The following is a 21,564-nucleotide window of genomic DNA, read 5'->3' on the forward strand; positions in this document are numbered from 1 at the left end:
GATGCGCAGACGTTACTCACCACGCCCGTGCGGGTAAAGCACCGTGACTGACTACCCAGTCAGGCTTTTCCTGCATCCCCAAGGGTAGACGCCCCGGAGCAGGGCGCAGCAAGCGCTCCAGACGCGTGCCGCCGATGCCTGAGAATGGCACAATCACCACCCCTTGCCGGACGGTGAATGGCATAACGGTCTAACCGCATGAAAATTCTGAAAAAAACCTTTGCCATCAGAAAGGCTTTCGACTACATTAGCGCGCCTCGACAGACTGAACTGGTTTGACGAGATACGGTGAAGTGTCCGAGTGGCTTAAGGAGCACGCCTGGAAAGTGTGTATACAAGAAATTGTATCGAGAGTTCGAATCTCTCCTTCACCGCCAAATTCGATGTAAACAAAACCCCTGGTTTCGAAAGAAACCAGGGGTTTTGTGATTTCTGGGTTTGAAAAGTACAACTTTTATCAGCTCAGTTGTCTGGCCTTTCAGTCTGCGGCCCCATGACGTCACACCCTATGCCTAAGCCCGCCCTCAATGCCTATGCCGATGATGCACATCCGGAAAGTGCGCATGGCTATGCCTCATCACTCCATGCGCATGCTCATGGCTATGAGGCACCTTCGAGTCCCACTCAAACCTATGCTCATGTTGATGATGCTCATCATGCACATGCCAGTGCCCATGTTGCGTTGCCTCATGCACATGCTCATGGGCATGCCGCTCCGTCAGGTGCAGGCACACGCCCACGGCCATCAGCGCCGAGGCAATCCAGAAGGCGACGGTCACCGACTCGCCAAACACCAGTAACGCCACTGCAGCACCGAGAAAGGGTGCCGTGGAGAAGTAAGCGCCGGTACGCGCGCTGCCCAGCCCGCGGAGGGCCAGCACGAACATCACCAGGCTGATGCCATAGCCGAGGAAACCTACCAGTAGAATCGGCGCCAGTTGCGCCATGCCCGGAATCTGCGCCCCCAGGTAAAGCGCCAGGCTGCAATTCACCAACCCCGCAATCAAACCCTTGGCGCCAGCGATAAAGAGCGCGTCAGACGCCGACACCTTGCGCGTCAGGTTGTTATCAATGCCCCAGCACAAACACGCCAGCGCAACGGCGAGCGGTCCGGTCCAGTCCTGATGGCTGCTGTCAGCACCGGACCACGACAACACCACGCCGCCCAACACAATGGCAAGCATGCCGAGGACGATGCGTCGGTCGGCGTTTTCGCGGAACACGACCCAGGCGATCACGGCGGTCAGTACCGACTCAAGGTTGAGCATCAGGGAGGCGCTGGCGCTGGTGGTGCGGGTCAGGCCGAACATCAGTGCAACGGGGCCGAGGAGGCCGCCGAAGGCGATGGCGCCAAGTAGCCAGGGCCATTCCGATGGGGTTAGCCCGGTAGGTTTCCAGCCGCGATCACGGATCAAGCGCACACCGGCAAGGCCAATGCCGCTGCCGAGGTAGAGCAGGCCGGCGAGCAGGATGGGCGAGAGGCCCAGGCCAAGACTTTTGGCGAGCGGGGTGCTGGCGCCGAACAGGGCGGCGGCCGCGAGGGCGTATATGATGCTGAGGTTCATGGGCCATCCTCGAAAGTCAGGCCCATGATACGTCGCTTGCCGGGGTCAGCGCCCTGGCAATTTCGTACTTTATTGCGCGGTTTTCAGCTTGATCACATCACCGGAGATTTTGGTGGTGTAGCCGTTCAATACCCAAGCCCAGAACCACTTTTCCTGCACTTGTGTGTTGATCAACGCGTCGCCGCCCTTGGCCTTGATGGCTGCATCCTGGGCGCGTACGAAGCGGTTGTTCTGGCCGATGGGGATGACGCCCAGCAGCATGATGCCGGTGGCGCTGGCTTCGCTGTGGCCGAGGACGGTGTATTGGCTGGCGTCGTATTGCTGGGTTTTCATGGCGGTGCCGGTGCAACCTGCCAGGGTGAAACCAAGTACGGCTGCTGCAACGACTTTACTGACGTATTTCACTTATAACTCCATAAATTCAATCTCGAGATTCAATTCTCGGGGGGGCGACACTCTAAGCGCTCAGTTGGCAGATTGAAATCAATCAGCGAGGCTGGGTCGCAGTCTGGCGGGTACTGCGCGGTGATCCCATTGCAGCCTGGTTGGGGCTCGACAGCGCCCACATTTATTCTTCGGCGTGTCAGAGATGCAGCCACGCCAGGCCACCCAACATCACCGCCACCCCGCCGGCGGTGTACGACATGCGTTTGAGCCATTCCTTGCGCGTGAGCAGGGTAATCGCCGCCAATGAAATCGCGATCTGAATCGCCGTCATCGCCTGGGCCCAGCGATGGTGCTGGTGCAGCGCTTCCTCGGATTTGTGGTCCCAGTCCCGTGAAGTGGCCTCAAGCGTTTCGGCCTGTTTACGCACTTCTTCCTTCTGGCGCTTGTAGCGCTCGATCTCCGCCTGGTAATGCGCCGCATCCACGCCGGGAATATGGCTGGCCAGTTCTGCCAGGTTCTGGCGGCTGGATTTGGCCTGGTAGTAGTTCCACTGGTTAGCGGCTTCGGTCTTGATGATGGCGGCGTTGTTCTTGTCCATCGCAGCTTCACTTTCGCTGGAGCCGGCCTGATAGCTGAGCATGGCACCGACGGTCGCCATGATCGCGGTCATCACGGCGATACGACTGGCAAAGCTATCGCCGCGGCCGTGAGCATGCTCGGTGGTGTGTTCAAGGTGTTTTTCGTGGGGGCTGGGAACTTCGAAGGCTTCGGACATGGGGCGACCGCGAACGGATTGAGGTGCGCTGATTGTTCACCAGCGCAGCTGTCTCAAGCCTGTACGTAACGCTGCAAACCTGCCACCAGTGCATCGAATGTCACCCGGCAGCGTGGGCTGTTGCGCAGGTCTTCGTGCATGCTGACCCAAGTGTCCATTTTAAACGCGAAGCCGTCAGGCAGCACTCGGCGCAGACGTGGGTCGCGCTGGGCCAGTTGTACCTGGCACCCACCGATGCCGGCACCGGCGCGGATCATTGCCAGTTGCGCCAGGTCGCTGTCGCTACTGATGGCGAAGGCGTTGCGCTCAAAACCCTTGATTGCCAGGCTGCGGATAAATGCAGTGGCTTGATCAAAGCCGATGACGGAGTGGCCGGCCAGGTCGTGCATGTGTTGGGGGATGCCGTGTTGCTGCAGGTAATCGTCACGGGCATGCAGGCCGACTTCGATCAGGCCGATACGCCGCGCCAGCAGCTGCTCCTGGCTGGGGCGCACCATGCGCACGGCAATGTCGGCTTCCAGCTGCAGCAGGTCGCTCAAGCGGTTGGTCAGCACCAGTTCCACCTTCAGGTGCGGGTGTTCCCGGTGCAATTGCGTGATGATCGGCGGCAGTACCTCCACACCCACCACTTCACTGGCCGATACTCGTACCACGCCGCGCACCTCATCGCCTTGGGACGAGGCGGCGCGTTCAAGGGCGGCGGCGGTACGCGCCATGGTTTCTGCATGCGCCCGCAGTGTGTGGGCGACCGTAGTGGGTAATAAGCCTGAGGGCGAGCGGGTGAACAACACGACGCCCAGCGCCGTTTCCAGCGCGGCGATGTGCCGCCCTACCGTGGGTTGGGTGATGCCGAGCTGCCGTGCGGCCCCCGACAGCGATCCTTCCTTGAGTACACCGAGAAATGACCGGTAAAGCTCCCAACCGATATTCGTAGCCATACATAAATGTATAGCGGCTCGATACTCTTGGGCAATTCCTCTATAGCTGTTCCGCATCCAACATACCCTCATCAACCAACAGTGGGAGAGGGTGATGAGCAAGGTTCTGGTTTTGGGTGCAACCGGTGGCATTGGTGGCGAAGTGGCGCGGCAGTTGAGCGCGGCGGGCTGGGAGGTGCGGGCGTTGACTCGGGATCTGATCAAGGCTCGCAGCCAAAATCCTGTTTTTACGTGGCTAAAAGGCGATGCCCTGAATCGCGACGACGTGATCGCGGCCGCCCGGGGCTGCGCGGTAATCGTGCACGGCGTCAATCCGCCGGGTTATCGCAAATGGGCCGAGTGGGTGTTGCCGATGATCGACAACTCCATTGCGGCGGCCATCTGCGAAGGCGCGACAGTCGTGCTGCCCGGCACGGTCTACAACTTCGGGCCGGATGCATTCCCTGTGCTGCACGAAGACTCACCCCAGCACCCGCTGACTCGCAAGGGCGCGATCCGTGTGCAGATGGAGCAGCGCTTGCGAGCCGCTTCCACTCAGGGCGCCCGGGTGGTGATTGTGCGCGCTGGGGATTTTTTCGGCGCCAGGGTGGCCAATAACTGGTTTGCCCAAGGCTTGGTCAAACCCGGCAAACCGGTGCACACCATCCGCTACCCAGGCGATTACGGCGTGGCCCATCAATGGGCTTATCTGCCGGACGTAGCGCGTACAATGCTTGAGTTGATTGAGCGTCGTGCCAGTCTTGGCGCCTTCGCCTGCTTTCATATGGCTGGGTACATGGATGCGGACGGTGCGCAGATGGCTAAGACGATCCAGCGTGTGGTGCTGCGCAGGACGGGCCAGCAACCCAGGGTCGGCGCGTTTCCCTGGTGGTTGTTGAACTGGGCGGCGCCTTTTGTCGTCACCGTGCGTGAGATGCAGGAGATGCGCTACCTGTGGCAAACACCGTTGCGCCTGGATAACCAGCGCCTGCTCGCGACGCTCGGCCATGAGCCCCACACACCGCTGGAACAGGCGGTGGAGGCCACCCTGGTTGGCCTGGGTTGCCTGCCTACTTGCGTTTGATCAGGCGTGCATACACGGCGAGGTTGACCACCACCACCACGGCCCCCAGCACTAATTGAGTATTCGCAGTCAGCCCGGCTGGGTAGATCATCGTCAGAATGTAATGCTCGATAAACCCACCGCCATAACCATCCTGCCCGGCCAAGTGGCGAAACAGGTTTTCCCAACGGGTGAGTGGGCAGGGCAGGTGCAGCACCTCCACCGCGATGCCCCAGGCAACGGCGGGCAGGTGCAGCCACATTACCCTGGGCCACTTCAGGGTGAGCAGGCCGCCGAACAGCACGAACAGGATAAAGGCCAGGTGGAACAGCACGAGGCCGTCGGCGGCTAGGCGGTAGAGCATGTTTGAGCTCGATGTGAGGTGAAGGGGTACGTGAATTTTTGCAGCGCGCCGTTATAGCTCCAGTTGACTGGCATTGATACCGAACGCTTTGGCTATCTTTTCTCGCGTGGTGCGGCGGGGTTTGCTGACCGCTTCCTGCTGGGCAAATGCCGATTGTGAAATACCCAGGCGTTTGGCGACTTCTTCCTGGGTCAGGCTCAGATGCTCGCGCCACGCGCGAATAGGTGTTGCGCCATCCACCAGGCGGCTGACTACCGCATGGGGTATCAGGTTTGGATCGTTTTGCTGCGCCACATAGTGTTCATAGGGAATCACCACATAGGCTGGCTCGCCCTGCGTATTGTGGATGATCTGTACGGCAGTAGGTTCGCTCGTCACGTTTTTTACCCTCTTGGATACTGACGACCTGGGTGCTGCCGTCCCAGTCGAAAAGGACCCGGTAATGACCAACCCGCAAGCGATAGCTGTGAGGATGGTTAACCAGTGCCTTGACGTTGATTGCATCGGGCATGTGTTCAAGAGCGGACACGGCATCGCGTACCTGTTGCTGATGATACGAATGCAACCGAAGCAATTGTTTGACGGCTTTTCGCGTCCATTGGATTGAGTTCAGGGGAGGCTAATAAGTCTTTTATAAGGTTTGCAATCGGTATTTTCAGATCCGCGTCAACGGGTCATGACGTTTTCCTCTCAAACCCTAGACGGCCGCCGTCAGCGCCGACGGGCAAAACTGTTGCGTGGTATGAATCAACGGATAGCCCACGAAGGTTGCTTGCAGGCAACGAGGGCCGTTATTGTGCTGAATCCTTTTAGTCCTCGCCCCAAGGTTGTGTTGTGATGAATGCACCGCGTAACGCTGTCCCGATCAAGGCCGTGATTTTCGATATGGACGGGTTGTTGCTGGATACCGAAGGCATCTACACCGAAGTCACGCAGATCATTGCCGAACGCTATGGCCGTACCTACGACTGGGGCATCAAGCAGCACATCATCGGGCGGGGTGCCCAGGATTTGGCCGATTACGTGGTCAAGGCGCTGGACCTGCCGATCACGCCCGCCGAGTTTCTGGAAATACGCGAACCGCTGATGAGCGAGCGCTTTCCCAAGGCCTTGGGCATGCCCGGTGCCGAGGCGTTGGTGCGGCACTTGAAGGCGCACAATATTCCGATTGCGGTGGGCACCAGTTCATCGCGTAATTCGTTTGGCCACAAGACCACCCTGCACCGTGAATGGTTTGGCCTGTTCGACACCATCGTCACCGCTGACGACCCGGAAGTCGGTGCTGCCAAGCCCGCGCCGGATATCTTCCTTACCGCAGCGCGCCGGTTGGGTGTAGCGCCTGAGGATTGTCTGGTGTTCGAAGATTCGCCGTTCGGCGTGACGGCCGCGAAGGCTGCGCACATGACCGCTATTGCGGTGCCCGATGAGGCGATGGCTGACAGCAAGTACCAGCATGCTGACCAGATTATTCGCAAGCTCGCCGACTTTGATTTGGCCGCCTACGGCTTGCCCCCCATGGCCTGACCCCGCGCGGTCAAAAATGTGGGAGCTGGCTTGCTCGCGAATGCAGGGTGTCAGTCAGTAGATTTATCAACTGACTCACCGTATTCGCGAGCAAGCCCGCTCCCACATTTGGTTTGCGGTTTTGCAAAATCAGGCGCTGAAACCACCATCGATGGTCAGGCTGGCGCCAGTGATATAGCCGGCTTCCGGCCCGGCCAGATAGGCCACAAAACTGGCAATCTCCTCCACATGCCCATACCGACCTACCGCCATCAACCCGATCAGACTTTCGGCAAAATCACTGTTCGCCGGGTTCATATCGGTGTCCACCGGCCCAGGCTGCACGTTGTTGATGGTGATGCCACGTGGCCCCAGATCCCGCGCCAATCCCTTGGTCAACCCCACCAGTGCCGCCTTGCTCATCGCATAAGGGCCGCCGCCACCGAACGGCATACGCTCGGCGTTGGTGCTGCCGATATTGATCACGCGGCCGCCTTCACCCATGTGTTTGGCGGCTTCCTGGGTGGCGATAAACACGCTGCGTACGTTGATCGCCAGGGTCTGGTCGAAGTCTTCCAGCTTGAAGTCTTCCAGCGGCGCGATGGCCAGCACGCCGGCATTATTCACCAGGATATCCAGGCGTCCAAACGCCTCGACCGTGGCGTTGACCGCAGCGCGAATCGCCGTGGCATCGGCGCTGTCGGCGTGTATCGCCAGAGCCTGCCCCCCTGCGCTGATCACCTCGTTCTGCAGTGTTTCAGCCTTGGCGGCCGAGCTGACGTAGGTAAAGGCAACCGCTGCCCCCTGGGCGGCGAGGCGCTTGACGATGGCGGCGCCGATGCCGCGGGAACCGCCTTGAATCAAGGCGACTTTGCCGGTGAGGTTGTGTGTGGTCATGTCGATCTCCGAGGTAGTTGATGGAGCGAGTATCGACCTCACCCGCGCTGCTCGGTAGCCCGTGGTTGCTATAGTCTGTGTAAACCAAAAGTTTAGAGTGTGGCGATATGGAAAGCTTTGGCAGTATCGAATGCTTTGTGCGCAGCGCCGAGGGTGGCAGCTTTGCCGAGGCTGCTCGGCACCTGAGCCTGACCCCGGCTGCGGTGGGTAAAAGCGTTGCCAAGTTGGAGGCGCGCCTCGGTGTGCGGCTGTTCCAGCGCAGCACTCGGCGTCTGGCGCTGACCGAAGCCGGCAAGATGTTTCTGGCGGAAGTCAGCGGCAGCCTCACCACCATCCAGAATGCGGTCGCCAACCTGGCCAGTGCCGAAGGGCGGCCGGTGGGCACGCTCAAGGTCAGCATGGGGCCAGTGTTCGGTAACCGGTACGTGGTGCCGTTGCTGGGCGAATTTATGCGGCGCTATCCGGATATCAGCCCGGACTGGCATTTCGATAACCGCCAGGTCGACCTGATCGGGCAAGGCTTCGATGCGGCCATTGGCGGCGGGTTTGAGCTGCCCCAAGGCGTGGTTGCGCGCAAGTTGACCCCGGCGCACCGGGTGCTGGTGGCGTCGCCGGATTACCTGGCGCGGTGCTTGCCGGTACGGGCGCCCGACGACCTGTCGCACTGCCTTGGCATCTTGATCCGCTCGCCGCAGACAGGCCGGGTGCGTTCATGGCAACTGACCCATCGTGAGCGCGAGCACAGCCCTCTAGTGCTGAAACCAGCGATGACCATGAGCGACTCCGAAGCCGCTTGCTGCGCCAGTGCCCAGGGCCTTGGCATCGCGCTGGTGAGTATGCCGATGGCGGTGCCGTTCCTGGACAGCGGTGCGTTGGTGCGAGTGTTACCCGATTGGTATGTGGACGACGGCAATATTTCCATCTACTACGCCGAGCATAAATTGCTGCCGGGCAAGACGCGGGCGTTTGTGGATTTTATTATTGAGCAGTTCGCCGAGCAGAAACTGGCTCAACGGTTCAGTGCTATCTGAGCAGGGCCTTGCATCGAGTCGTGGCCGTCGCGGGCANTGTGGGAGCCGGGCTTGCCCGCGATGCAGGCGCATCGGTCTACCGCCCGAATTTGCCCGGCCAGCCGATGACCTTCTTCGGCCGCGGTGTCGCATAAGTTCTGACCTTCGAGGTCGACAACCCCAACCGCACCAACGACTCGGCCACCATCACCGCCGCCGTTACCCCGTCCACCACCGGAACCCCGGTGCGCTGACGGATCTGCTCATCCAGCCCTGCCATGCCGCCGCAGCCCAGGCAGATCACCTCGGCCTTGTCGTCGCGGATGGCCAGTTCGGCCTGGCGCACGATGGCCTCCATGGCGCCCAGCGGGTCTTCTTCCAGCTCCAGCACCGCCATGCCGCTGGCGCGCACCGAAGCGCAACGCTGGTAGAGGCCGGCGAGTTTCAGCCGGTCTTCAATCAGCGGCACCGTGCGGTCCAGGGTGGTCACCACCGAGTAGGCGTGCCCCAGGAACATCGCGGTGCTGGCCGCCGCTTCGGTGATATCCACCACCGGTACATTGAGCAGTTCCTGCAGGCCTTCACGGCCATGTTCGCCATAGCCGGCCTGGATCACCGCATCAAAGGGCTGGTCGTAGGCCATTACCCGATCCATCACGGCGATGGCTGCCAGATAGCTTTCAAAGTTGCCTTCCACCGATTCTGCGCCGAAGTACGGGGTGAGCCCGACAATCTCGGTGCCCGGTGAAGCCACGGCCCGTGCTTGCTGGGCAATGGTGTCGGTGATGGATTCAGTGGTGTTGACGTTGACCACGAGGATACGCATGGAAAGTCCTTGTTTAATGACTGACGTTATCGACGGCAATGCTTTCGCCGCTGACATCGGCGTAGTGCGGTTGACGCTTGGCAATCAGCAGGTACAGCAACCCGGCAATGCCGGCGCCAAACAACCAGGAAAACGGCGAGACGCTGGCAAACCCCGGCAACAGCGCCAGCAGGATGGCGATCACTGCCGCCGGAATGAACGCGGCCACCGCACGCATATTCACCCCGCGGCTGTAGTAATAAATGCCTTGGGGGTCTTCGCTGTACAACTGCGGTACATCCACCTGGCTTCTACGAATCAGCCAGTAATCGACCATGATCACCCCGTACAACGGCCCCAGCAGCGCGCCGAGGCCAGAGAGGAAGTACACGATCACCAGTGGGCTGTTATAGAGGTTCCACGGCAGGATCAGCACGGCAACGAAGGCGCTGATCAACCCGGCGCGCCGGAAGTTCAGGTACTTGGGCGCCAGGTTGCTCAGTACAAAGGCCGGGGCGACGAAGTTGGCCATGATGTTCACCGCCACGGTGACGATCAGGAAAGCGAGGCAGCCGAGCACCAGAAAAAAGGTGTTGGGGATCGCCGCGATGATTTCGGTCGGGCTTTCGATCACGCGGCCATTGAGCTGGAACTGTCCGCCGCACAGCAGCACGGTAATTGCGGCGAACACCAGGATATTGACCGGCAGGCCCCAGAAGTTCCCGACCTGGATGGTCTTGCGGCACGGCGATGAACGCGCGAAGTCGCAGAAATTGAGGATCAGGGTGCCGTAGATGGCCAGCCACAGCGCGCCGCCGGCAAAGATATTGCGCCACATCTCGCCGCCACTCAGGGGCTCGCGGATCGACCAGGCGATCTGCCCGTTCGCCTGGAAGTACATCCAGCCGGCCAGTGCGGCCACGGTCAGCAGTATCACCGGCCCGGCGAAGCCTTCATAGCGACGTACCATTTCCATGCCATAGGCGAGGATCACCAACTGCACCAGCCAGATCGCCACAAAACACGCCCAGCCCAGGGTCGACAGGCCGAGAATCGAGTCGTGGTCATAATCGGCAAAGCCTGGATGAATGGCGGTCAGCAGCACGCGGAAAACTACCGAGGCCAGGTAGGTCTGGATCCCAAACCAGGCAATCGCAATTACCGCCCGAATCAACGCCGGAATCTGCGCCCCATGAATGCCAAAACTGATGCGGCTGATAACCGGAAACGGCACACCGGTCTTCTGCCCCATGTAGCCCGACAAGTTCATGAAGAAGTACACCAGTGCTGCGCCGATCCCCAGGGACAGCAATATTTGCCAGCCGCCCAGGCCCAGGGCATAGAGCCCAATGGCGAATGAATAGTTGGCGATGTTGTGCACGTCATTGGTCCACAGCGCAAAGATGCTATAGCGCCCCCAGCGTCGGCCTTCAACTTTGGTGGGCGCCAGGTCCTTGTTGTGCAGGCGCGGGCTGAGTACCAGCGGGCCGGGGCCGGCGGCCGCAGGGTTTAACGGGGAGGAGGGCAGATCCAGTGCGAGGGTGTTCGAGAGACTTGTACGCATTCCGGCAGGCTCCAGCGCATCTGCAGCAAAGCGGCGGATGACAAAGTGTATGTAGGTTTTGTATTGATTGTATACAAAGCGCACTTCTGCCTAAGCCATATGCGTGCCAATTCTCGATATATGAAAATCTTGGCTAATTTCGTTTTTATATAGGTCGCGAATAACTTACTGAATTACGGGCACTATAAGTTGACCGTTTGAACAGGTATTTATTTTTTCATTAATTGCAGGGTTATTTATATGCAGCGCCATTGGCGCAGGGAGATGTTACGTTTTGGTGCGTTGTACATTAAGTTGCACACAAAAATGGCACCTATGGTTACAAGGTTGTGTACAGGTTTACCCGACCCCCAAAGCAAATATCGCGTTATGTAGGAGCGAGCAAGCTCGCTCCTACAGAGGCGGTGGCATCGGAGGCTCAAGCCTTGCTGATGATATTCCCCGCATGCAGCCCGCATTCCTTCTGCGTGGCTTCTTCCCACCACCAGCGGCCTTCGCGCTCATGCTGGCGGGGCAGTACCGGCCGGGTGCAGGGCTCGCAGCCGATGCTGATGAAGCCGCGCTCATGCAGGCTGTTGTACGGCAGCTCCAGCATGCGGATGTAGCTCCAGACCTCTTCGCTGGTCATCTGCGCCAGCGGGTTGAACTTGTACAGGGTGCGTTCCGGTGTGGAGAACGCCGTGTCGATTTCCAGCGCCGCCACCTGGCCGCGAGTGCCGGGGCTCTGGTCGCGGCGCTGGCCGGTGGCCCAGGCGCTGACGCCTGCGAGTTTGCGGCGCAGCGGTTCGATCTTGCGGATGCCGCAGCATTCGCCATGGCCGTCCTTATAGAAGCTGAACAGGCCTTTCTCTTTGACGAAGGGCTCCAGCTTGCTCGGGTCTGGCGAGATCAGCTCGATGTCGATCTTGTAGAACTCACGCACCTGCTCGATAAACCGGTAGGTCTCCGGATGCAGGCGGCCGGTGTCGAGGCTGAACACCTTGACGTTCTTGTTCAGCTTCCAGGCCATGTCCACAAGGACCACATCCTCGGCACCGCTGAAGGAAATCCACAAGTCATCGCCGAACTGGCTGAACGCCAGCTTGAGAATGTCCTGGGCAGACTTGTTGGCATAAGTCGTGGCGAGTTCAACGACGTCGAAGGCTTGGTTCATCAGGACGGTTCCTACAGGTCAGTGGCGCTGAGCGCTCTCTAGGAGGGCGATGGTATCAAAAACTGTCCCGCGTTGCGGCGGCGGGCTTGAGTCGCTAGAGTTCGCCAGTCCTTTTGCTCGCTCAACTAACAATATCTAACAGGAGTGTCGTGTGGAAATTGCCTGCCTTGACCTGGAAGGGGTACTGGTTCCGGAAATCTGGATCGCCTTTGCCGAGAAAACCGGCATTGAGTCCCTGCGGGCCACCACCCGTGACATCCCCGACTACGACGTGCTGATGCAACAGCGCCTGCGCATCCTCGACGAGCATGGGCTCAAGCTGGCCGATATCCAGGCCGTTATCGCCACGCTCAAGCCGCTGGACGGCGCCATTGAGTTCGTCAATTGGCTGCGCGAGCGCTTCCAGGTGGTGATCCTGTCCGACACCTTCTATGAGTTCTCCCAGCCGCTGATGCGTCAGCTGGGTTTCCCGACCTTGCTTTGCCACCGCTTGATCACCGATGAAAACGATCGGGTGGTGAGCTACCAACTGCGCCAGAAAGACCCCAAGCGCCAATCGGTGCTGGCATTCAAGACGCTCTACTACCGCGTGATCGCTGCCGGTGATTCCTACAACGACACCAGCATGCTGGGTGAAGCTGACCGTGGGATTCTGTTCCATGCGCCGGACAATGTGATTCGCGAATTCCCGCAGTTCCCGGCGGTGCATACGTTTGAAGACCTGAAGAAAGAGTTTATCAAGGCGTCGAATCGGCAGTTGAGCCTGTAAATTATGCGGCGCGGCTGATTGCCCCATCGCAGGCAAGCCAGCTCCCACCTTTGACCATGTAACGTCAAACGACGCGGTCAACTGTGGGAGTCGGGCTTGCCTGCGATGGCGTCGGCGCCGTCACACCTTACCCTCGGCCAGCAAGCGCTCATAAGGAATACGCAAGCCTTCATGCAGACGCTTGATCATCGACAGGCTCAGCTTGCGCTTGTGGTTCAGCACCTCTGACACCCGCCCACTGGTGCCGATAAACGGCTCCAGATCGCGGGCGGTCATGCCCAATTGCTCCATGCGAAACTTGATAGCCTCTACCGGATCCGAAGGGGGCATGGGGTAATGCTCGGCTTCGTACTTCTCGATGAGGACTGCCAGGATTTCCAGCTCATCACCTTCAGGCGAGCCGGGTGGTGCTCCCCATACCTGCTCGACTCGTACGAGTGCCGCAGTCAGGTCTTCCTGGGAGTGAATAGGTTTGATGTTCATCACGCAGTCTCCGCGTTGATCTGGTCGTACTGAGCGTGGGTCCCCACGAACCGTATAAACCCTAGTTGTCGCTGGTAGTCGATCGCCATGATCACTCGATACTTGTTGCCGCCAACGTTGAACACGACCCTGCCACCCTTAAGAATGCTCGCTGTTCTGAGTTCGGCCTTGAGTGCTTGCGGTGTTGGATAATTGGCCTTTTCCATGTGCCGATACAACTCGACCAGCGGTGTTCTGGCGTCGCTATAAGCTGAATGGCTTTCCCAGAATATTCGTAGGGTAGATAGAGCGATTATCCGCATCGCTTCAACCTCCCGTTTTGGGAGATCATAGGTGCGATTGCGTGGATAGGCAAACTCGGAAATATTTCCAGACGAGGAGGTAGTCGCTTCATGTGATCCTTCACAGGTGGCGGGTGGACGGTCGCTCCGGACGCTATCTGCAAGCGTCTATCCCGTCCACAGCGGTTCTGATTCAGGCTTTTTCTATCGCATGGCGTTCTACTCGAACGCTAGGAAGGGGCTGTGCCCTACAGATTTTCCAACGTTTGTAACAACACACGCACCTTTGTCAGCGACTCCTGATACTCCGCCTGCCACTGCGAATCCGCCACAATCCCGCCGCCACCCCAGCAACACACCTGCCCATCCTTGACCAGCAAGCTGCGAATCGCGATGGAGCTGTCCATTTCGCCGCGCACGTCCAGGTACACCAGCGAGCCGCAATACAACCCGCGGCGGGTGGGCTCCAGCTCATCGATGATCTGCATGGCGCGAATCTTCGGCGCGCCGGTAATGGAGCCGCCAGGGAAGCTGCCGGCGATCAGGTCGAGGGCGTCTTTGTCGTCAGCCAATATGCCAGTGACACTGCTCACCAGGTGGTGCACGTTGGGGTAGCTTTCCAGGCTGAACAGTTCCGGCACGTTCACCGAGCCGATTCGGCAACTGCGGCCGAGGTCGTTGCGCAGCAGGTCAACGATCATCAGGTTTTCTGCGCGGTCCTTGGGGCTGGCGAGCAGCTCAGCGGCGTTGGCAGCGTCCTCTTCCGGTGTTAAACCGCGAGGGCGGGTGCCCTTGATCGGGCGGGTTTCGACCTGGCCTTCGCTGATGCGCACGAAGCGCTCCGGCGACAGGCTCAGCACCGCGCCGTCATCGGGCAAACTCTGGAACCCGGAAAACGGCGTCGGGCAGGCTTCGCGCAGCGCGCAGTAGGCTGCCCATGGATCGCCGATGCACGGCGCACGAAAGCGTTGGGCAAAGTTGACCTGGTAGCAGTCGCCGGCCTGGATGTAATCCTGGATACGCAGGATGGCCTGCTGGTACGCATCCACGCTGAGGTCCCGCGCCATGGTGCCCTGGAGCTTGAAGGTGGTGGGGGTGTCACCTGTTGCATGACTGAACAGGGCGATCAGACGTTGCCGCTCGCTATCGGCCAGCACCGGGTGAAACACCAGTTGGCTGGTGTGCGCCAGGTGATCGCTGACCAGTGCCCAGGCATACAGCCCCAGGCGCGCATCCGGCAGATGCAGGTCGTCCACGGCCAGGCGCGAGACCTGTTCCAAGTGCCGGCCGAAGTCATAGCTCAAGTAACCGATCAAACCGCCGGCAAATGGCAATTCAACGCCAGCAGGCAGGGCCGCCTCACCCAACTGCGCCAGGTTCTCGCGCAGGCGTTGCAGGAAATCGCTGCCGCGTTCATCCGGCCCAACCGTCAAGGTCGCTTCGGGCCAGGCGCTGAGCAGGTCATAACGCCCCCGCTCGGCAGCCGGGCGGCCGCTGTCGAGCAGCACCGCGCCAGGCGCATGGCGAATAGCCGCAAAGTACTCGGCGGGGTTGGCCCGGTAGGGTAAGGGGTAAACGGAGCAGGTCGACATGCGAGGGTGAATCAGCCAGTGGCGGGGGGGAGGGGATTGTAGTCCTCTGTAGGACTTGCTCCTAGAGGGGATGTCGGTGATAGCTCGATAGAGGGTATAGCCTGAGGGGCAAGTGGCTTGTCAGAAAGCTATCGCAGGCAAACCAGCTCCCACCTATCGAGCCCGGGCTTGCCTGCGATGCGCTGCTTAGCCTTCAACCGGCGGAATATGCCCGAACATCTCCTGCACGAACTTCACCCGTTCCTCGGGGGTTTCTGTCACCCCGGCTGCCTTGAGCTCTTCAAGCCGTGCCTCCACCGCATGGGTGCGCAAAGTCAGGCCGCAATCGTTGGCAATCTGGATGTTCAGCCCAGGCCGAGCGTTCAGCTCAAGGATCAATGGGCCTTTTTCCTGGTCCAGCACCATGTCCACGCCGATATAACCCAGCCCGCACAGCTCATAGCAGCCGGCGGCGAGCTTCATGAAACCGTCCCAGTTGGGCAGTTGCACGCCATCCACCGCGTTGGTGGTGTCGGGGTGCTTGGTGATGATGTTGTTCAGCCAGGTGCCGCGCAGGGTCAGGCCGGTGGCCAGGTCTACACCCACGCCGATCGCGCCCTGGTGCAGGTTGGCCTTGCCGCCGGACTGGCGGGTGGGCAAGCGCAGCATCGCCATCACCGGGTAGCCCATCAGCACGATGATGCGGATGTCCGGCACGCCTTCATAGCTGATGCTTTTGAAGATCTGGTCGGGCACCACGCGGTACTCGATCAACGCGCGGTCGCGGTGGCCGCCGAGGGAATATAGGCCGGTGAGGATGCTGGAAATCTGGTGCTCGATCTCCTCATGGCTGATGATTTTGCCGGACACCGTGCGATAGCGCCCTTCAAACCGGTCGGCCACCACCAGGATGCCGTCACCGCCGGCGCCCTGGGCGGGCTTGATCACGAAGTCGCTGCGCCCGCCGATGATCTCGTCGAGCTTGTCGATTTCCTTCTCGGTGGAGATCACCCCGTACATTTCCGGTACATGGATGCCGGCCGCCAGGGCCCGTTCCTTGGTGATGATCTTGTCATCCACGATGGGGTACAGGCTGCGCTTGTTGTACTTGAGCACGTAGTCGGCATTACGCCGGTTAATGCCCATGATTCCCCGCGCTTCCAGGGCCTTCCAGGTCTTCCAGAAGCCGAACATCAAGAATCAGCCTTCAGGAACGCCTTGAAACGCACCAGCTCGGTGAGGCGATAGCCGCGGTAGCGACCCATGGCCAGCATGAAGCCCACCAGAATCAGCAGGATCGCCGGGAAGGTGAACACGAAGTAAACCAGCTCCGGCACGCTCATGATCAGGTGCGCCAGGGACGCAGCGAACAGCGTGCCAATCGCCACTTTCAGCGCGTGGTTGGCGCCACGCTCCTCCCAGGTGATCGACAGGCGTTCGATGGTCATGGTCAGGATCACCATCGGGAACAGCGCCACCGACAAACCGCGTTCCAGCCCCAGCTTGTGGCTGAACAGGCTGATGGCGGCAATCAGCACCACCACGAAGGTCAGCACCACCGACAGCCTCGGCAGCATCTGCAGTTTAAGGTGTTCAAGGTACGACCGGAGCGACAGGCCCAGTGCCGTGATGATCGTGAACAGCACAATCCCGAAGCCCAACTGGGTCTCGCGGAATGCCAGGGCGATCAGTACGGGGGTGAAGGTGCCCAGGGTCTGCAGGCCGATCAGGTTGCGCAGGATCAAGATTACCAGCACGCCTATCGGGATCATCACCATGATCATGAAGGTCTGCTGGGTTTGCAGCGGCAGGCCGTACAGCGAGTATTCGAGGAAGTTGGCGTCGGTGTTTTCGTCCGTCAGCTTGGCCAGGCGGATGGCGTTCATCTCGCTGTTGTTCAGGCTGAAGGTCACCATGGCTTTCTTGCCGCCATCGACGGTGATCAGGTTTTCATCGCCGGTCCACCACAGCAGGCGGTCGGCGGGCAGGCCCTGTTCACCAGTCTCCGGGTTGAAGTACAGCCAGTCGTTGCCGTTGAAACTGCGCAGCCATAGTTCCGGGGTTTGCGGCTGGTCGGCCACCAGGCGGATGGTGTGGACTTTCTCTACCGGCACGTGGGCGATGGACAGCAGCAGTTCGACGATCTTGGCTTTGTGCGGTGTCGAGGGGTCGCCGGCCAGCAGCAACTTCACATTGTCGTCGTTGAGGTTGTTGGTGCGCTTGATGGCTTCACTGATAAAGGTCTCGACGTCGGCCGAGTGCTGGCGGATCGGGGCCAGCAAGGCTTCGGCGGCGATCTTCTCGGGGCCTTCCACGGCGATGCTGTCGCGGAAGGTCGGGCCTTTGATCTTGACCTTTTCGCCGCTGTAGCGCTTGGTCAGCACCAGGCGGTAATAGAGGGTCTGGTTGCCCTTGGCCCGACGCGCCGACCAGGTGACCTTGCGGTTGCCGTCGATGCGGTTGACGCTCACCCCGTAGTTGTTCGAGATAAAGCTCTCATTGAGGCTGACGAAGTCGCGGCTCAAGGGCGGCACGAACATCTGGATCTTGACCGGGTCTTTCGGATTGGCGACGAACTCGACCTTGGCGTCGATGTTCCACAAGTCGTCGGTGGCATCTTCGGTGACGGGAATTCCCAGCACGAAGATCTGATAGGCGGTGACCGAAATGCCCAGCACCACCAGCAAGGTGATCAGGATTTTCAGGTGCAGGGTCAAAGAGCGCATTCGGTTTACTCGGCGGTATTAAGCGTCGGCGGCGCAGGCGGGTTTGCCTGCTGCATATTTAAGACTGGGGTCGACCAGCGCATCAAAGCGTTTCAAGGCTTCGGAGCCAATCAGCAGCGGGTATTGGAATGCGCTGCGGTCAGTCAAGTTCACTTCGATGCTGCGTAAAGCACTGCCCATGCAGATATCCAGCGCAATCACTGGGCGGGCGGTGTAGTTCTTGTCCTCATCGGGGTCGTAGTCGCCGGCGCGGCGCTTGATCTTGCTGACACGCGCCAGGGGCAGTTCGATGGGGTGGGAATGGGCGGTGTCGATGGCCAGGTAGAAGCGTACCCAGGATTCGCCATTGCGCTTGAAGCGCTTGATATCGCGGGCACTCAACGAGGCGGTCTTGGCGCCGGTGTCGAGTTTGGCCGCCACTTCCAGGTCGATACCCGCAAGCTTGGCGTATTCATTCAGGCCGTACACGGTCTTCTCGGCGCCAGCGCCAAGGCTCGGTATGCACAGCAGGCACATCACTAGTAGGTAAGGCTTGAGTCTCATAAATCCTGAGGCAGGGCAGTGCACTGTTCATTTCATGGGGACTGGCATTGCTGCGCAATCTCGGGTGCGCCCTTTCATCATTTGATGTCAGGCAAAAGCGGCGGGCATTCTAACATGATGCTTTTTTGGCGCCAGCGCTGGCAGGCGGCCATGCCTTGGCAAGCGAATGAGGGGGTTATTAGACGATTGTCGACAATGTGTATTTATTCTTTGACTGTGAGAGGCTTATTGGCTAGTTTTTGCGGCATTGATTTTAAAGGTGTCGACAATATGCTGGGGCAACTGGAAAAACCATCGGTAGTACCAGACGATTCCCAGACCATGTCGGAGAACGTCTTCCGGCGTATCCAGGCCGCCATCGTCAAAGGCGAAATCGCCCCCGGCAGCAAGATTTCCGAGCCGGAGCTGGCGCGCACCTACGGCATCAGTCGCGGCCCGCTGCGCGAAGCGATCCATCGCCTGGAAGGTCAGCGCCTGCTGGTGCGGGTGCCTCATGTCGGCGCACGCGTGGTGTCTTTGAGTCATGCCGAGCTGGTCGAACTGTATGAGATTCGCGAGTCCCTGGAAGGCATGGCCTGTCGCCTGGCCGCCGAGCGCATGACTGACGCAGAGATCGAGGAGCTTCGCCAGGTGTTGCACACCCACGAACGGGATGCGGCGTTCCAGGCCGGTGTCGGCTATTACCAGCAGGAAGGCGACTTCGATTTTCACTACCGCATCATTCAAGGTGCCGGTAACCGCACCCTCACCCAAATGCTCTGCGGCGAGCTGTATCAACTGGTGCGCATGTACCGCATCCAGTTCTCCGCCACCCCCAATCGTCCACGCCAGGCCTTTGCCGAGCATCACCGCATTCTGGACGCGATTGCCGATCGCGACGGTGAACTGGCCGAACTGTTGATGCGCCGGCATATCGGCGCCTCCAAACGCAACATTGCCCGTCACTTCCCGGACGGTGCGCCTTCATCACGAGGTGAGTCATGAGTTCCAACAACAACAGCACTCCCGGCCAGCGTTTCCGTGACGCCGTCGCCAGTGAACAGCCCTTGCAAGTGGTGGGCGCCATCAACGCCAACCATGCGCTGTTGGCCAAGCGCGCCGGCTTCAAGGCGATTTATCTGTCAGGTGGCGGTGTAGCCGCCGGCTCCCTCGGCGTGCCGGACCTGGGTATCACCGGCCTGGATGACGTGCTCACCGACGTGCGCCGCATTACCGACGTGTGCGACCTGCCGCTGCTGGTGGACGTGGACACCGGTTTCGGCTCCTCGGCGTTCAACGTGGCGCGTACCGTCAAGTCGATGATCAAGTTCGGCGCCGCCGCCATCCATATCGAAGACCAGGTGGGCGCCAAGCGCTGCGGTCATCGCCCCAACAAAGAAATCGTGTCCCAGCAGGAAATGGTCGACCGCATCAAGGCCGCCGTGGATGCGCGCACCGATGACAGCTTCGTGATCATGGCGCGTACCGACGCCCTGGCAGTCGAGGGCCTGGAGTCCGCCCTGGAGCGTGCAGCCGCGTGCATCGAGGCCGGTGCCGACATGGTATTCCCGGAAGCCATCACTGAACTGGAGATGTACAAGCTGTTCGCCTCCCGCGTGAAGGCGCCGATCCTGGCGAACATCACCGAGTTTGGCGCCACACCGCTGTACACCACCGAACAGTTGAAATCTGCGGATGTATCCATTGTGCTGTACCCGCTCTCGGCCTTCCGTGCCATGAACAAGGCCGCCGAGAATGTCTACACCGCGATTCGTCGCGACGGTACCCAGCAGAACGTGATCGACACCATGCAAACGCGCATGGAGCTTTACGATCGCATCGACTACCACACCTTCGAGCAGAAGCTCGACGCGCTGTTCGCCGCGAAAAAGTAATTGCACTGTAGGAGCGAGCTTGCTCGCGAAGATCGCCAACGATAACGCGAGAAACCTGGAGAAACGCGATGCCCTTGCGTTTTTCGCGAGCAAGCTCGCTCCTACAGGGTGTGAGCTGGACGGCTCCCTGAATAATTACAAAATTGGAGAAGAACCATGGCTGAAGCAAAAGTATTGAGTGGTGCTGGCCTGCGTGGCCAGGTCGCCGGGCAGACTGCACTGTCCACCGTGGGCCAGGCCGGCGCCGGCCTGACCTACCGTGGCTACGACGTACGCGAACTGGCCGCTGACGCCCAGTTTGAAGAAGTCGCCTACCTGCTGCTGTACGGTGAATTGCCAACCCAGGCAGAACTGGCCGCGTACAGCAACAAGCTGAGCAAACTGCGTGACTTGCCCCAGGCCCTGAAAGAAGTGCTCGAACGCATCCCCGCCGACGCCCACCCGATGGACGTGATGCGCACCGGGTGCTCGTTCCTGGGCAATATCGAGCCGGAGAAAGACTTCAGCGTGCAGCGCGATGTCACCGACCGCCTGCTCGCCGCGTTCCCGGCGATCATGTGCTACTGGTATCGCTTCAGCCACGACGGCCAGCGCATCGATTGCGTGACCGACGAGCCGAGCATCGGTGGCCACTTCCTGCACCTGCTGCATGGCAAGAAGCCGAGCGAGTTGCACGTCAAAGTGATGAACGTGTCACTGATCCTCTACGCCGAACACGAATTCAACGCTTCGACCTTCACCGCACGGGTGTGTGCATCGACATTGTCCGACCTGTATTCCTGCGTCACCGCTGCCATCGGCTCCCTGCGCGGCCCGCTGCATGGCGGTGCCAACGAAGCAGCGATGGAAATGATCGAGCGTTTCTCCTCGGCCCAGGAAGCGGTTGAAGGCACCCTTGGCATGTTGGCGCGCAAAGACAAGATCATGGGCTTTGGCCACGCGATCTATAAAGACAGCGATCCGCGCAATGAGGTGATCAAGGGCTGGTCGAAAAAACTCGCTGACGAAGTGGGCGACACCGTGTTGTTCCCGGTCTCCGAAGCCATCGACAAGACCATGTGGGAACAGAAGAAGCTGTTTCCCAACGCCGATTTCTACCATGCCTCGGCGTACCACTTCATGGGCATCCCGACCAAGTTGTTCACGCCGATCTTCGTATGCTCGCGCCTGACCGGCTGGGCTGCGCATGTGTTCGAGCAGCGCGCCAACAACCGCATCATCCGTCCAAGCGCCGAGTACATCGGCGTTGAGCAGCGCAAGTTCGTGCCAATCGAACGTCGCTGAATGGGATGGGCTGTGCCCGCTGGCTCATGT

General features: G+C 60.0%; 24 protein-coding genes, 1 tRNA gene and 1 pseudogene. 8 read left to right on the forward strand and 18 right to left on the reverse strand.

Features of this window, described 5'->3' with window-relative positions; genetic code table 11:
* Window positions 1-16: 16 nt before the first annotated feature.
* Window positions 17-184, reverse strand: coding sequence for a hypothetical protein (locus ACTJLA_RS10450; protein WP_155290843.1), 168 nt, complete (start codon window positions 182-184; stop codon window positions 17-19).
* Between the two features lie 103 nt (window positions 185-287).
* On the opposite strand from ACTJLA_RS10450, the gene ACTJLA_RS10455 reads away from it, so the two are divergent.
* Window positions 288-377, forward strand: a tRNA-Ser gene (locus tag ACTJLA_RS10455).
* A gap of 147 nt (window positions 378-524) precedes the next feature.
* Here ACTJLA_RS10455 and ACTJLA_RS10460 read toward each other — a convergent pair.
* The 4 genes from ACTJLA_RS10460 to ACTJLA_RS10475 all read right to left on the reverse strand — a co-directional run bounded on the left by ACTJLA_RS10460 (window position 525) and on the right by ACTJLA_RS10475 (window position 3,665).
* Window positions 525-1,565, reverse strand: a complete 1,041-nt coding sequence (locus ACTJLA_RS10460; protein WP_236453100.1) for a DMT family transporter — start codon at window positions 1,563-1,565, stop codon at window positions 525-527.
* A 69-nt stretch (window positions 1,566-1,634) separates the two neighbouring features.
* Window positions 1,635-1,970, reverse strand: coding sequence for a hypothetical protein (locus ACTJLA_RS10465; RefSeq protein ID WP_003193349.1), 336 nt, complete (start codon window positions 1,968-1,970; stop codon window positions 1,635-1,637).
* Between the two features lie 178 nt (window positions 1,971-2,148).
* Window positions 2,149-2,727: a DUF4337 domain-containing protein gene (locus ACTJLA_RS10470; RefSeq protein WP_003193347.1), complete on the reverse strand. Its 579-nt coding sequence runs from the start codon at window positions 2,725-2,727 to the stop codon at window positions 2,149-2,151.
* Between the two features lie 53 nt (window positions 2,728-2,780).
* The gene (locus ACTJLA_RS10475; RefSeq protein WP_054920598.1) at window positions 2,781-3,665 is read right to left on the reverse strand and encodes a LysR family transcriptional regulator; all 885 of its coding nucleotides are present in this window, start codon (window positions 3,663-3,665) and stop codon (window positions 2,781-2,783) included.
* A gap of 94 nt (window positions 3,666-3,759) precedes the next feature.
* Here ACTJLA_RS10475 and ACTJLA_RS10480 point away from each other — a divergent pair, with 94 nt between their 5' ends.
* Complete coding sequence (locus ACTJLA_RS10480; protein ID WP_181124867.1) at window positions 3,760-4,728, forward strand: NAD-dependent epimerase/dehydratase family protein; 969 nt, start codon at window positions 3,760-3,762, stop codon at window positions 4,726-4,728.
* Here the strand turns inward: ACTJLA_RS10480 and ACTJLA_RS10485 are convergent.
* From ACTJLA_RS10485 to ACTJLA_RS10495, 3 genes and pseudogenes are all read right to left on the reverse strand, one after another.
* A complete protein-coding gene (locus ACTJLA_RS10485; RefSeq protein WP_014719513.1) occupies window positions 4,715-5,071 on the reverse strand; it encodes a DUF2784 domain-containing protein in 357 nt (118 codons plus the stop codon). The two genes, ACTJLA_RS10480 and ACTJLA_RS10485, sit on opposite strands and share 14 nt — an antisense overlap.
* Before the next feature lie 51 nt (window positions 5,072-5,122).
* Window positions 5,123-5,449 (reverse strand): helix-turn-helix domain-containing protein, encoded by a 327-nt coding sequence (locus ACTJLA_RS10490; RefSeq protein ID WP_014719512.1) that lies wholly within the window; start codon window positions 5,447-5,449, stop codon window positions 5,123-5,125.
* A pseudogene (locus ACTJLA_RS10495) lies at window positions 5,433-5,684 on the reverse strand (type II toxin-antitoxin system RelE family toxin); the annotation flags it as partial. The pseudogene ACTJLA_RS10495 and the gene ACTJLA_RS10490, both read right to left, overlap by 17 nt.
* Window positions 5,685-5,908: 224 nt before the next feature.
* Here ACTJLA_RS10495 and ACTJLA_RS10500 point away from each other — a divergent pair.
* Entirely contained in the window at window positions 5,909-6,595 is a 687-nt protein-coding gene (locus tag ACTJLA_RS10500) for an HAD-IA family hydrolase (protein WP_054897203.1), read from the forward strand.
* Window positions 6,596-6,724: 129 nt separating this feature from the next.
* Here the strand turns inward: ACTJLA_RS10500 and ACTJLA_RS10505 are convergent, their stop codons facing one another.
* Window positions 6,725-7,471 (reverse strand): 3-oxoacyl-ACP reductase family protein, encoded by a 747-nt coding sequence (locus ACTJLA_RS10505; RefSeq protein WP_054897202.1) that lies wholly within the window; start codon window positions 7,469-7,471, stop codon window positions 6,725-6,727.
* Between the two features lie 107 nt (window positions 7,472-7,578).
* On the opposite strand from ACTJLA_RS10505, the gene ACTJLA_RS10510 reads away from it, so the two are divergent.
* Window positions 7,579-8,502 (forward strand): LysR family transcriptional regulator, encoded by a 924-nt coding sequence (locus tag ACTJLA_RS10510; RefSeq protein ID WP_054897201.1) that lies wholly within the window; start codon window positions 7,579-7,581, stop codon window positions 8,500-8,502.
* Between the two features lie 76 nt (window positions 8,503-8,578).
* On the opposite strand, the gene ACTJLA_RS10515 is transcribed toward ACTJLA_RS10510, so the two are convergent.
* From ACTJLA_RS10515 to ACTJLA_RS10525, 3 genes are all read right to left on the reverse strand, one after another.
* Window positions 8,579-9,307 carry an aspartate/glutamate racemase family protein gene (locus tag ACTJLA_RS10515; RefSeq protein ID WP_054897200.1) on the reverse strand — a complete coding sequence of 243 codons (729 nt, stop codon included), beginning with the start codon at window positions 9,305-9,307 and terminating at the stop codon, window positions 8,579-8,581.
* A 13-nt stretch (window positions 9,308-9,320) separates the two neighbouring features.
* Window positions 9,321-10,850, reverse strand: coding sequence for an NCS1 family nucleobase:cation symporter-1 (locus ACTJLA_RS10520; RefSeq protein WP_314546844.1), 1,530 nt, complete (start codon window positions 10,848-10,850; stop codon window positions 9,321-9,323).
* Window positions 10,851-11,268: 418 nt separating this feature from the next.
* Window positions 11,269-12,003 carry a phosphoadenylyl-sulfate reductase gene (locus ACTJLA_RS10525; RefSeq protein ID WP_314546847.1) on the reverse strand — a complete coding sequence of 245 codons (735 nt, stop codon included), beginning with the start codon at window positions 12,001-12,003 and terminating at the stop codon, window positions 11,269-11,271.
* A gap of 151 nt (window positions 12,004-12,154) precedes the next feature.
* Between ACTJLA_RS10525 and thrH the strand changes: the two genes are divergently transcribed.
* A complete protein-coding gene (gene thrH / locus ACTJLA_RS10530) occupies window positions 12,155-12,772 on the forward strand; it encodes a bifunctional phosphoserine phosphatase/homoserine phosphotransferase ThrH (RefSeq protein WP_014719505.1) in 618 nt (205 codons plus the stop codon).
* Window positions 12,773-12,892: 120 nt separating this feature from the next.
* Here thrH and ACTJLA_RS10535 read toward each other — a convergent pair whose 3' ends face one another.
* The 6 genes from ACTJLA_RS10535 to rloA all read right to left on the reverse strand — a co-directional run bounded on the left by ACTJLA_RS10535 (window position 12,893) and on the right by rloA (window position 18,376).
* Entirely contained in the window at window positions 12,893-13,255 is a 363-nt protein-coding gene (locus tag ACTJLA_RS10535) for a helix-turn-helix domain-containing protein (protein ID WP_034128345.1), read from the reverse strand.
* On the reverse strand, window positions 13,255-13,557 hold the full coding sequence (locus tag ACTJLA_RS10540; protein WP_034128346.1) for a type II toxin-antitoxin system HigB family toxin: 303 nt from the start codon (window positions 13,555-13,557) through the stop codon (window positions 13,255-13,257). The genes ACTJLA_RS10535 and ACTJLA_RS10540 overlap by 1 nt, the downstream gene beginning before the upstream one ends.
* Before the next feature lie 227 nt (window positions 13,558-13,784).
* Complete coding sequence (gene pabB, locus ACTJLA_RS10545; RefSeq protein ID WP_314546851.1) at window positions 13,785-15,128, reverse strand: aminodeoxychorismate synthase component I; 1,344 nt, start codon at window positions 15,126-15,128, stop codon at window positions 13,785-13,787.
* 186 nt (window positions 15,129-15,314) lie between these two features.
* Complete coding sequence (locus ACTJLA_RS10550) at window positions 15,315-16,301, reverse strand: alpha-L-glutamate ligase-like protein (protein WP_003193326.1); 987 nt, start codon at window positions 16,299-16,301, stop codon at window positions 15,315-15,317.
* The gene (gene rloB / locus ACTJLA_RS10555; protein ID WP_003193324.1) at window positions 16,301-17,833 is read right to left on the reverse strand and encodes an osmotic stress tolerance membrane protein RloB; all 1,533 of its coding nucleotides are present in this window, start codon (window positions 17,831-17,833) and stop codon (window positions 16,301-16,303) included. The genes ACTJLA_RS10550 and rloB overlap by 1 nt, the downstream gene beginning before the upstream one ends.
* Before the next feature lie 18 nt (window positions 17,834-17,851).
* Window positions 17,852-18,376, reverse strand: coding sequence for a retropepsin-like aspartic peptidase RloA (gene rloA, locus ACTJLA_RS10560; RefSeq protein WP_014719501.1), 525 nt, complete (start codon window positions 18,374-18,376; stop codon window positions 17,852-17,854).
* Window positions 18,377-18,646: 270 nt separating this feature from the next.
* Here rloA and ACTJLA_RS10565 point away from each other — a divergent pair, with 270 nt between their 5' ends.
* From ACTJLA_RS10565 to prpC, 3 genes are all read left to right on the forward strand, one after another.
* Entirely contained in the window at window positions 18,647-19,360 is a 714-nt protein-coding gene (locus ACTJLA_RS10565) for a GntR family transcriptional regulator (RefSeq protein WP_057976273.1), read from the forward strand.
* A complete protein-coding gene (prpB, locus tag ACTJLA_RS10570) occupies window positions 19,357-20,250 on the forward strand; it encodes a methylisocitrate lyase (RefSeq protein ID WP_003193320.1) in 894 nt (297 codons plus the stop codon). The genes ACTJLA_RS10565 and prpB overlap by 4 nt, the downstream gene beginning before the upstream one ends.
* A gap of 156 nt (window positions 20,251-20,406) precedes the next feature.
* Window positions 20,407-21,534, forward strand: a complete 1,128-nt coding sequence (gene prpC / locus ACTJLA_RS10575; RefSeq protein ID WP_314546858.1) for a bifunctional 2-methylcitrate synthase/citrate synthase — start codon at window positions 20,407-20,409, stop codon at window positions 21,532-21,534.
* Window positions 21,535-21,564 lie beyond the last annotated feature (30 nt).

The sequence above is a fragment of the Pseudomonas sp. 22072 genome (genome assembly GCF_052046095.1).
Taxonomy (GTDB): Bacteria; Pseudomonadota; Gammaproteobacteria; order Pseudomonadales; family Pseudomonadaceae; genus Aquipseudomonas; species Aquipseudomonas paracarnis.

What these genes read in the sequence shown, in the direction of transcription:
- ACTJLA_RS10505 (WP_054897202.1), bottom strand. Translation starts at nt 7,471, where the DNA reads ATGACCACACACAACCTCACCGGCAAAGTCGCCTTGATTCAAGGCGGT.
- rloB (WP_003193324.1), bottom strand. Translation starts at nt 17,833, where the DNA reads ATGCGCTCTTTGACCCTGCACCTGAAAATCCTGATCACCTTGCTGGTG.
- ACTJLA_RS10470 (WP_003193347.1), bottom strand. Translation starts at nt 2,727, where the DNA reads ATGTCCGAAGCCTTCGAAGTTCCCAGCCCCCACGAAAAACACCTTGAA.
- ACTJLA_RS10480 (WP_181124867.1), top strand. Translation starts at nt 3,760, where the DNA reads ATGAGCAAGGTTCTGGTTTTGGGTGCAACCGGTGGCATTGGTGGCGAA.
- ACTJLA_RS10510 (WP_054897201.1), top strand. Translation starts at nt 7,579, where the DNA reads ATGGAAAGCTTTGGCAGTATCGAATGCTTTGTGCGCAGCGCCGAGGGT.
- ACTJLA_RS10460 (WP_236453100.1), bottom strand. Translation starts at nt 1,565, where the DNA reads ATGAACCTCAGCATCATATACGCCCTCGCGGCCGCCGCCCTGTTCGGC.
- ACTJLA_RS10535 (WP_034128345.1), bottom strand. Translation starts at nt 13,255, where the DNA reads ATGAACATCAAACCTATTCACTCCCAGGAAGACCTGACTGCGGCACTC.
- prpB (WP_003193320.1), top strand. Translation starts at nt 19,357, where the DNA reads ATGAGTTCCAACAACAACAGCACTCCCGGCCAGCGTTTCCGTGACGCC.
- prpC (WP_314546858.1), top strand. Translation starts at nt 20,407, where the DNA reads ATGGCTGAAGCAAAAGTATTGAGTGGTGCTGGCCTGCGTGGCCAGGTC.
- ACTJLA_RS10550 (WP_003193326.1), bottom strand. Translation starts at nt 16,301, where the DNA reads ATGTTCGGCTTCTGGAAGACCTGGAAGGCCCTGGAAGCGCGGGGAATC.
- ACTJLA_RS10515 (WP_054897200.1), bottom strand. Translation starts at nt 9,307, where the DNA reads ATGCGTATCCTCGTGGTCAACGTCAACACCACTGAATCCATCACCGAC.
- ACTJLA_RS10540 (WP_034128346.1), bottom strand. Translation starts at nt 13,557, where the DNA reads ATGCGGATAATCGCTCTATCTACCCTACGAATATTCTGGGAAAGCCAT.
- rloA (WP_014719501.1), bottom strand. Translation starts at nt 18,376, where the DNA reads ATGAGACTCAAGCCTTACCTACTAGTGATGTGCCTGCTGTGCATACCG.
- pabB (WP_314546851.1), bottom strand. Translation starts at nt 15,128, where the DNA reads ATGTCGACCTGCTCCGTTTACCCCTTACCCTACCGGGCCAACCCCGCC.
- ACTJLA_RS10565 (WP_057976273.1), top strand. Translation starts at nt 18,647, where the DNA reads ATGCTGGGGCAACTGGAAAAACCATCGGTAGTACCAGACGATTCCCAG.
- ACTJLA_RS10500 (WP_054897203.1), top strand. Translation starts at nt 5,909, where the DNA reads ATGAATGCACCGCGTAACGCTGTCCCGATCAAGGCCGTGATTTTCGAT.
- ACTJLA_RS10450 (WP_155290843.1), bottom strand. Translation starts at nt 184, where the DNA reads ATGCCATTCACCGTCCGGCAAGGGGTGGTGATTGTGCCATTCTCAGGC.
- ACTJLA_RS10485 (WP_014719513.1), bottom strand. Translation starts at nt 5,071, where the DNA reads ATGCTCTACCGCCTAGCCGCCGACGGCCTCGTGCTGTTCCACCTGGCC.
- ACTJLA_RS10520 (WP_314546844.1), bottom strand. Translation starts at nt 10,850, where the DNA reads ATGCGTACAAGTCTCTCGAACACCCTCGCACTGGATCTGCCCTCCTCC.
- ACTJLA_RS10475 (WP_054920598.1), bottom strand. Translation starts at nt 3,665, where the DNA reads ATGGCTACGAATATCGGTTGGGAGCTTTACCGGTCATTTCTCGGTGTA.
- ACTJLA_RS10525 (WP_314546847.1), bottom strand. Translation starts at nt 12,003, where the DNA reads ATGAACCAAGCCTTCGACGTCGTTGAACTCGCCACGACTTATGCCAAC.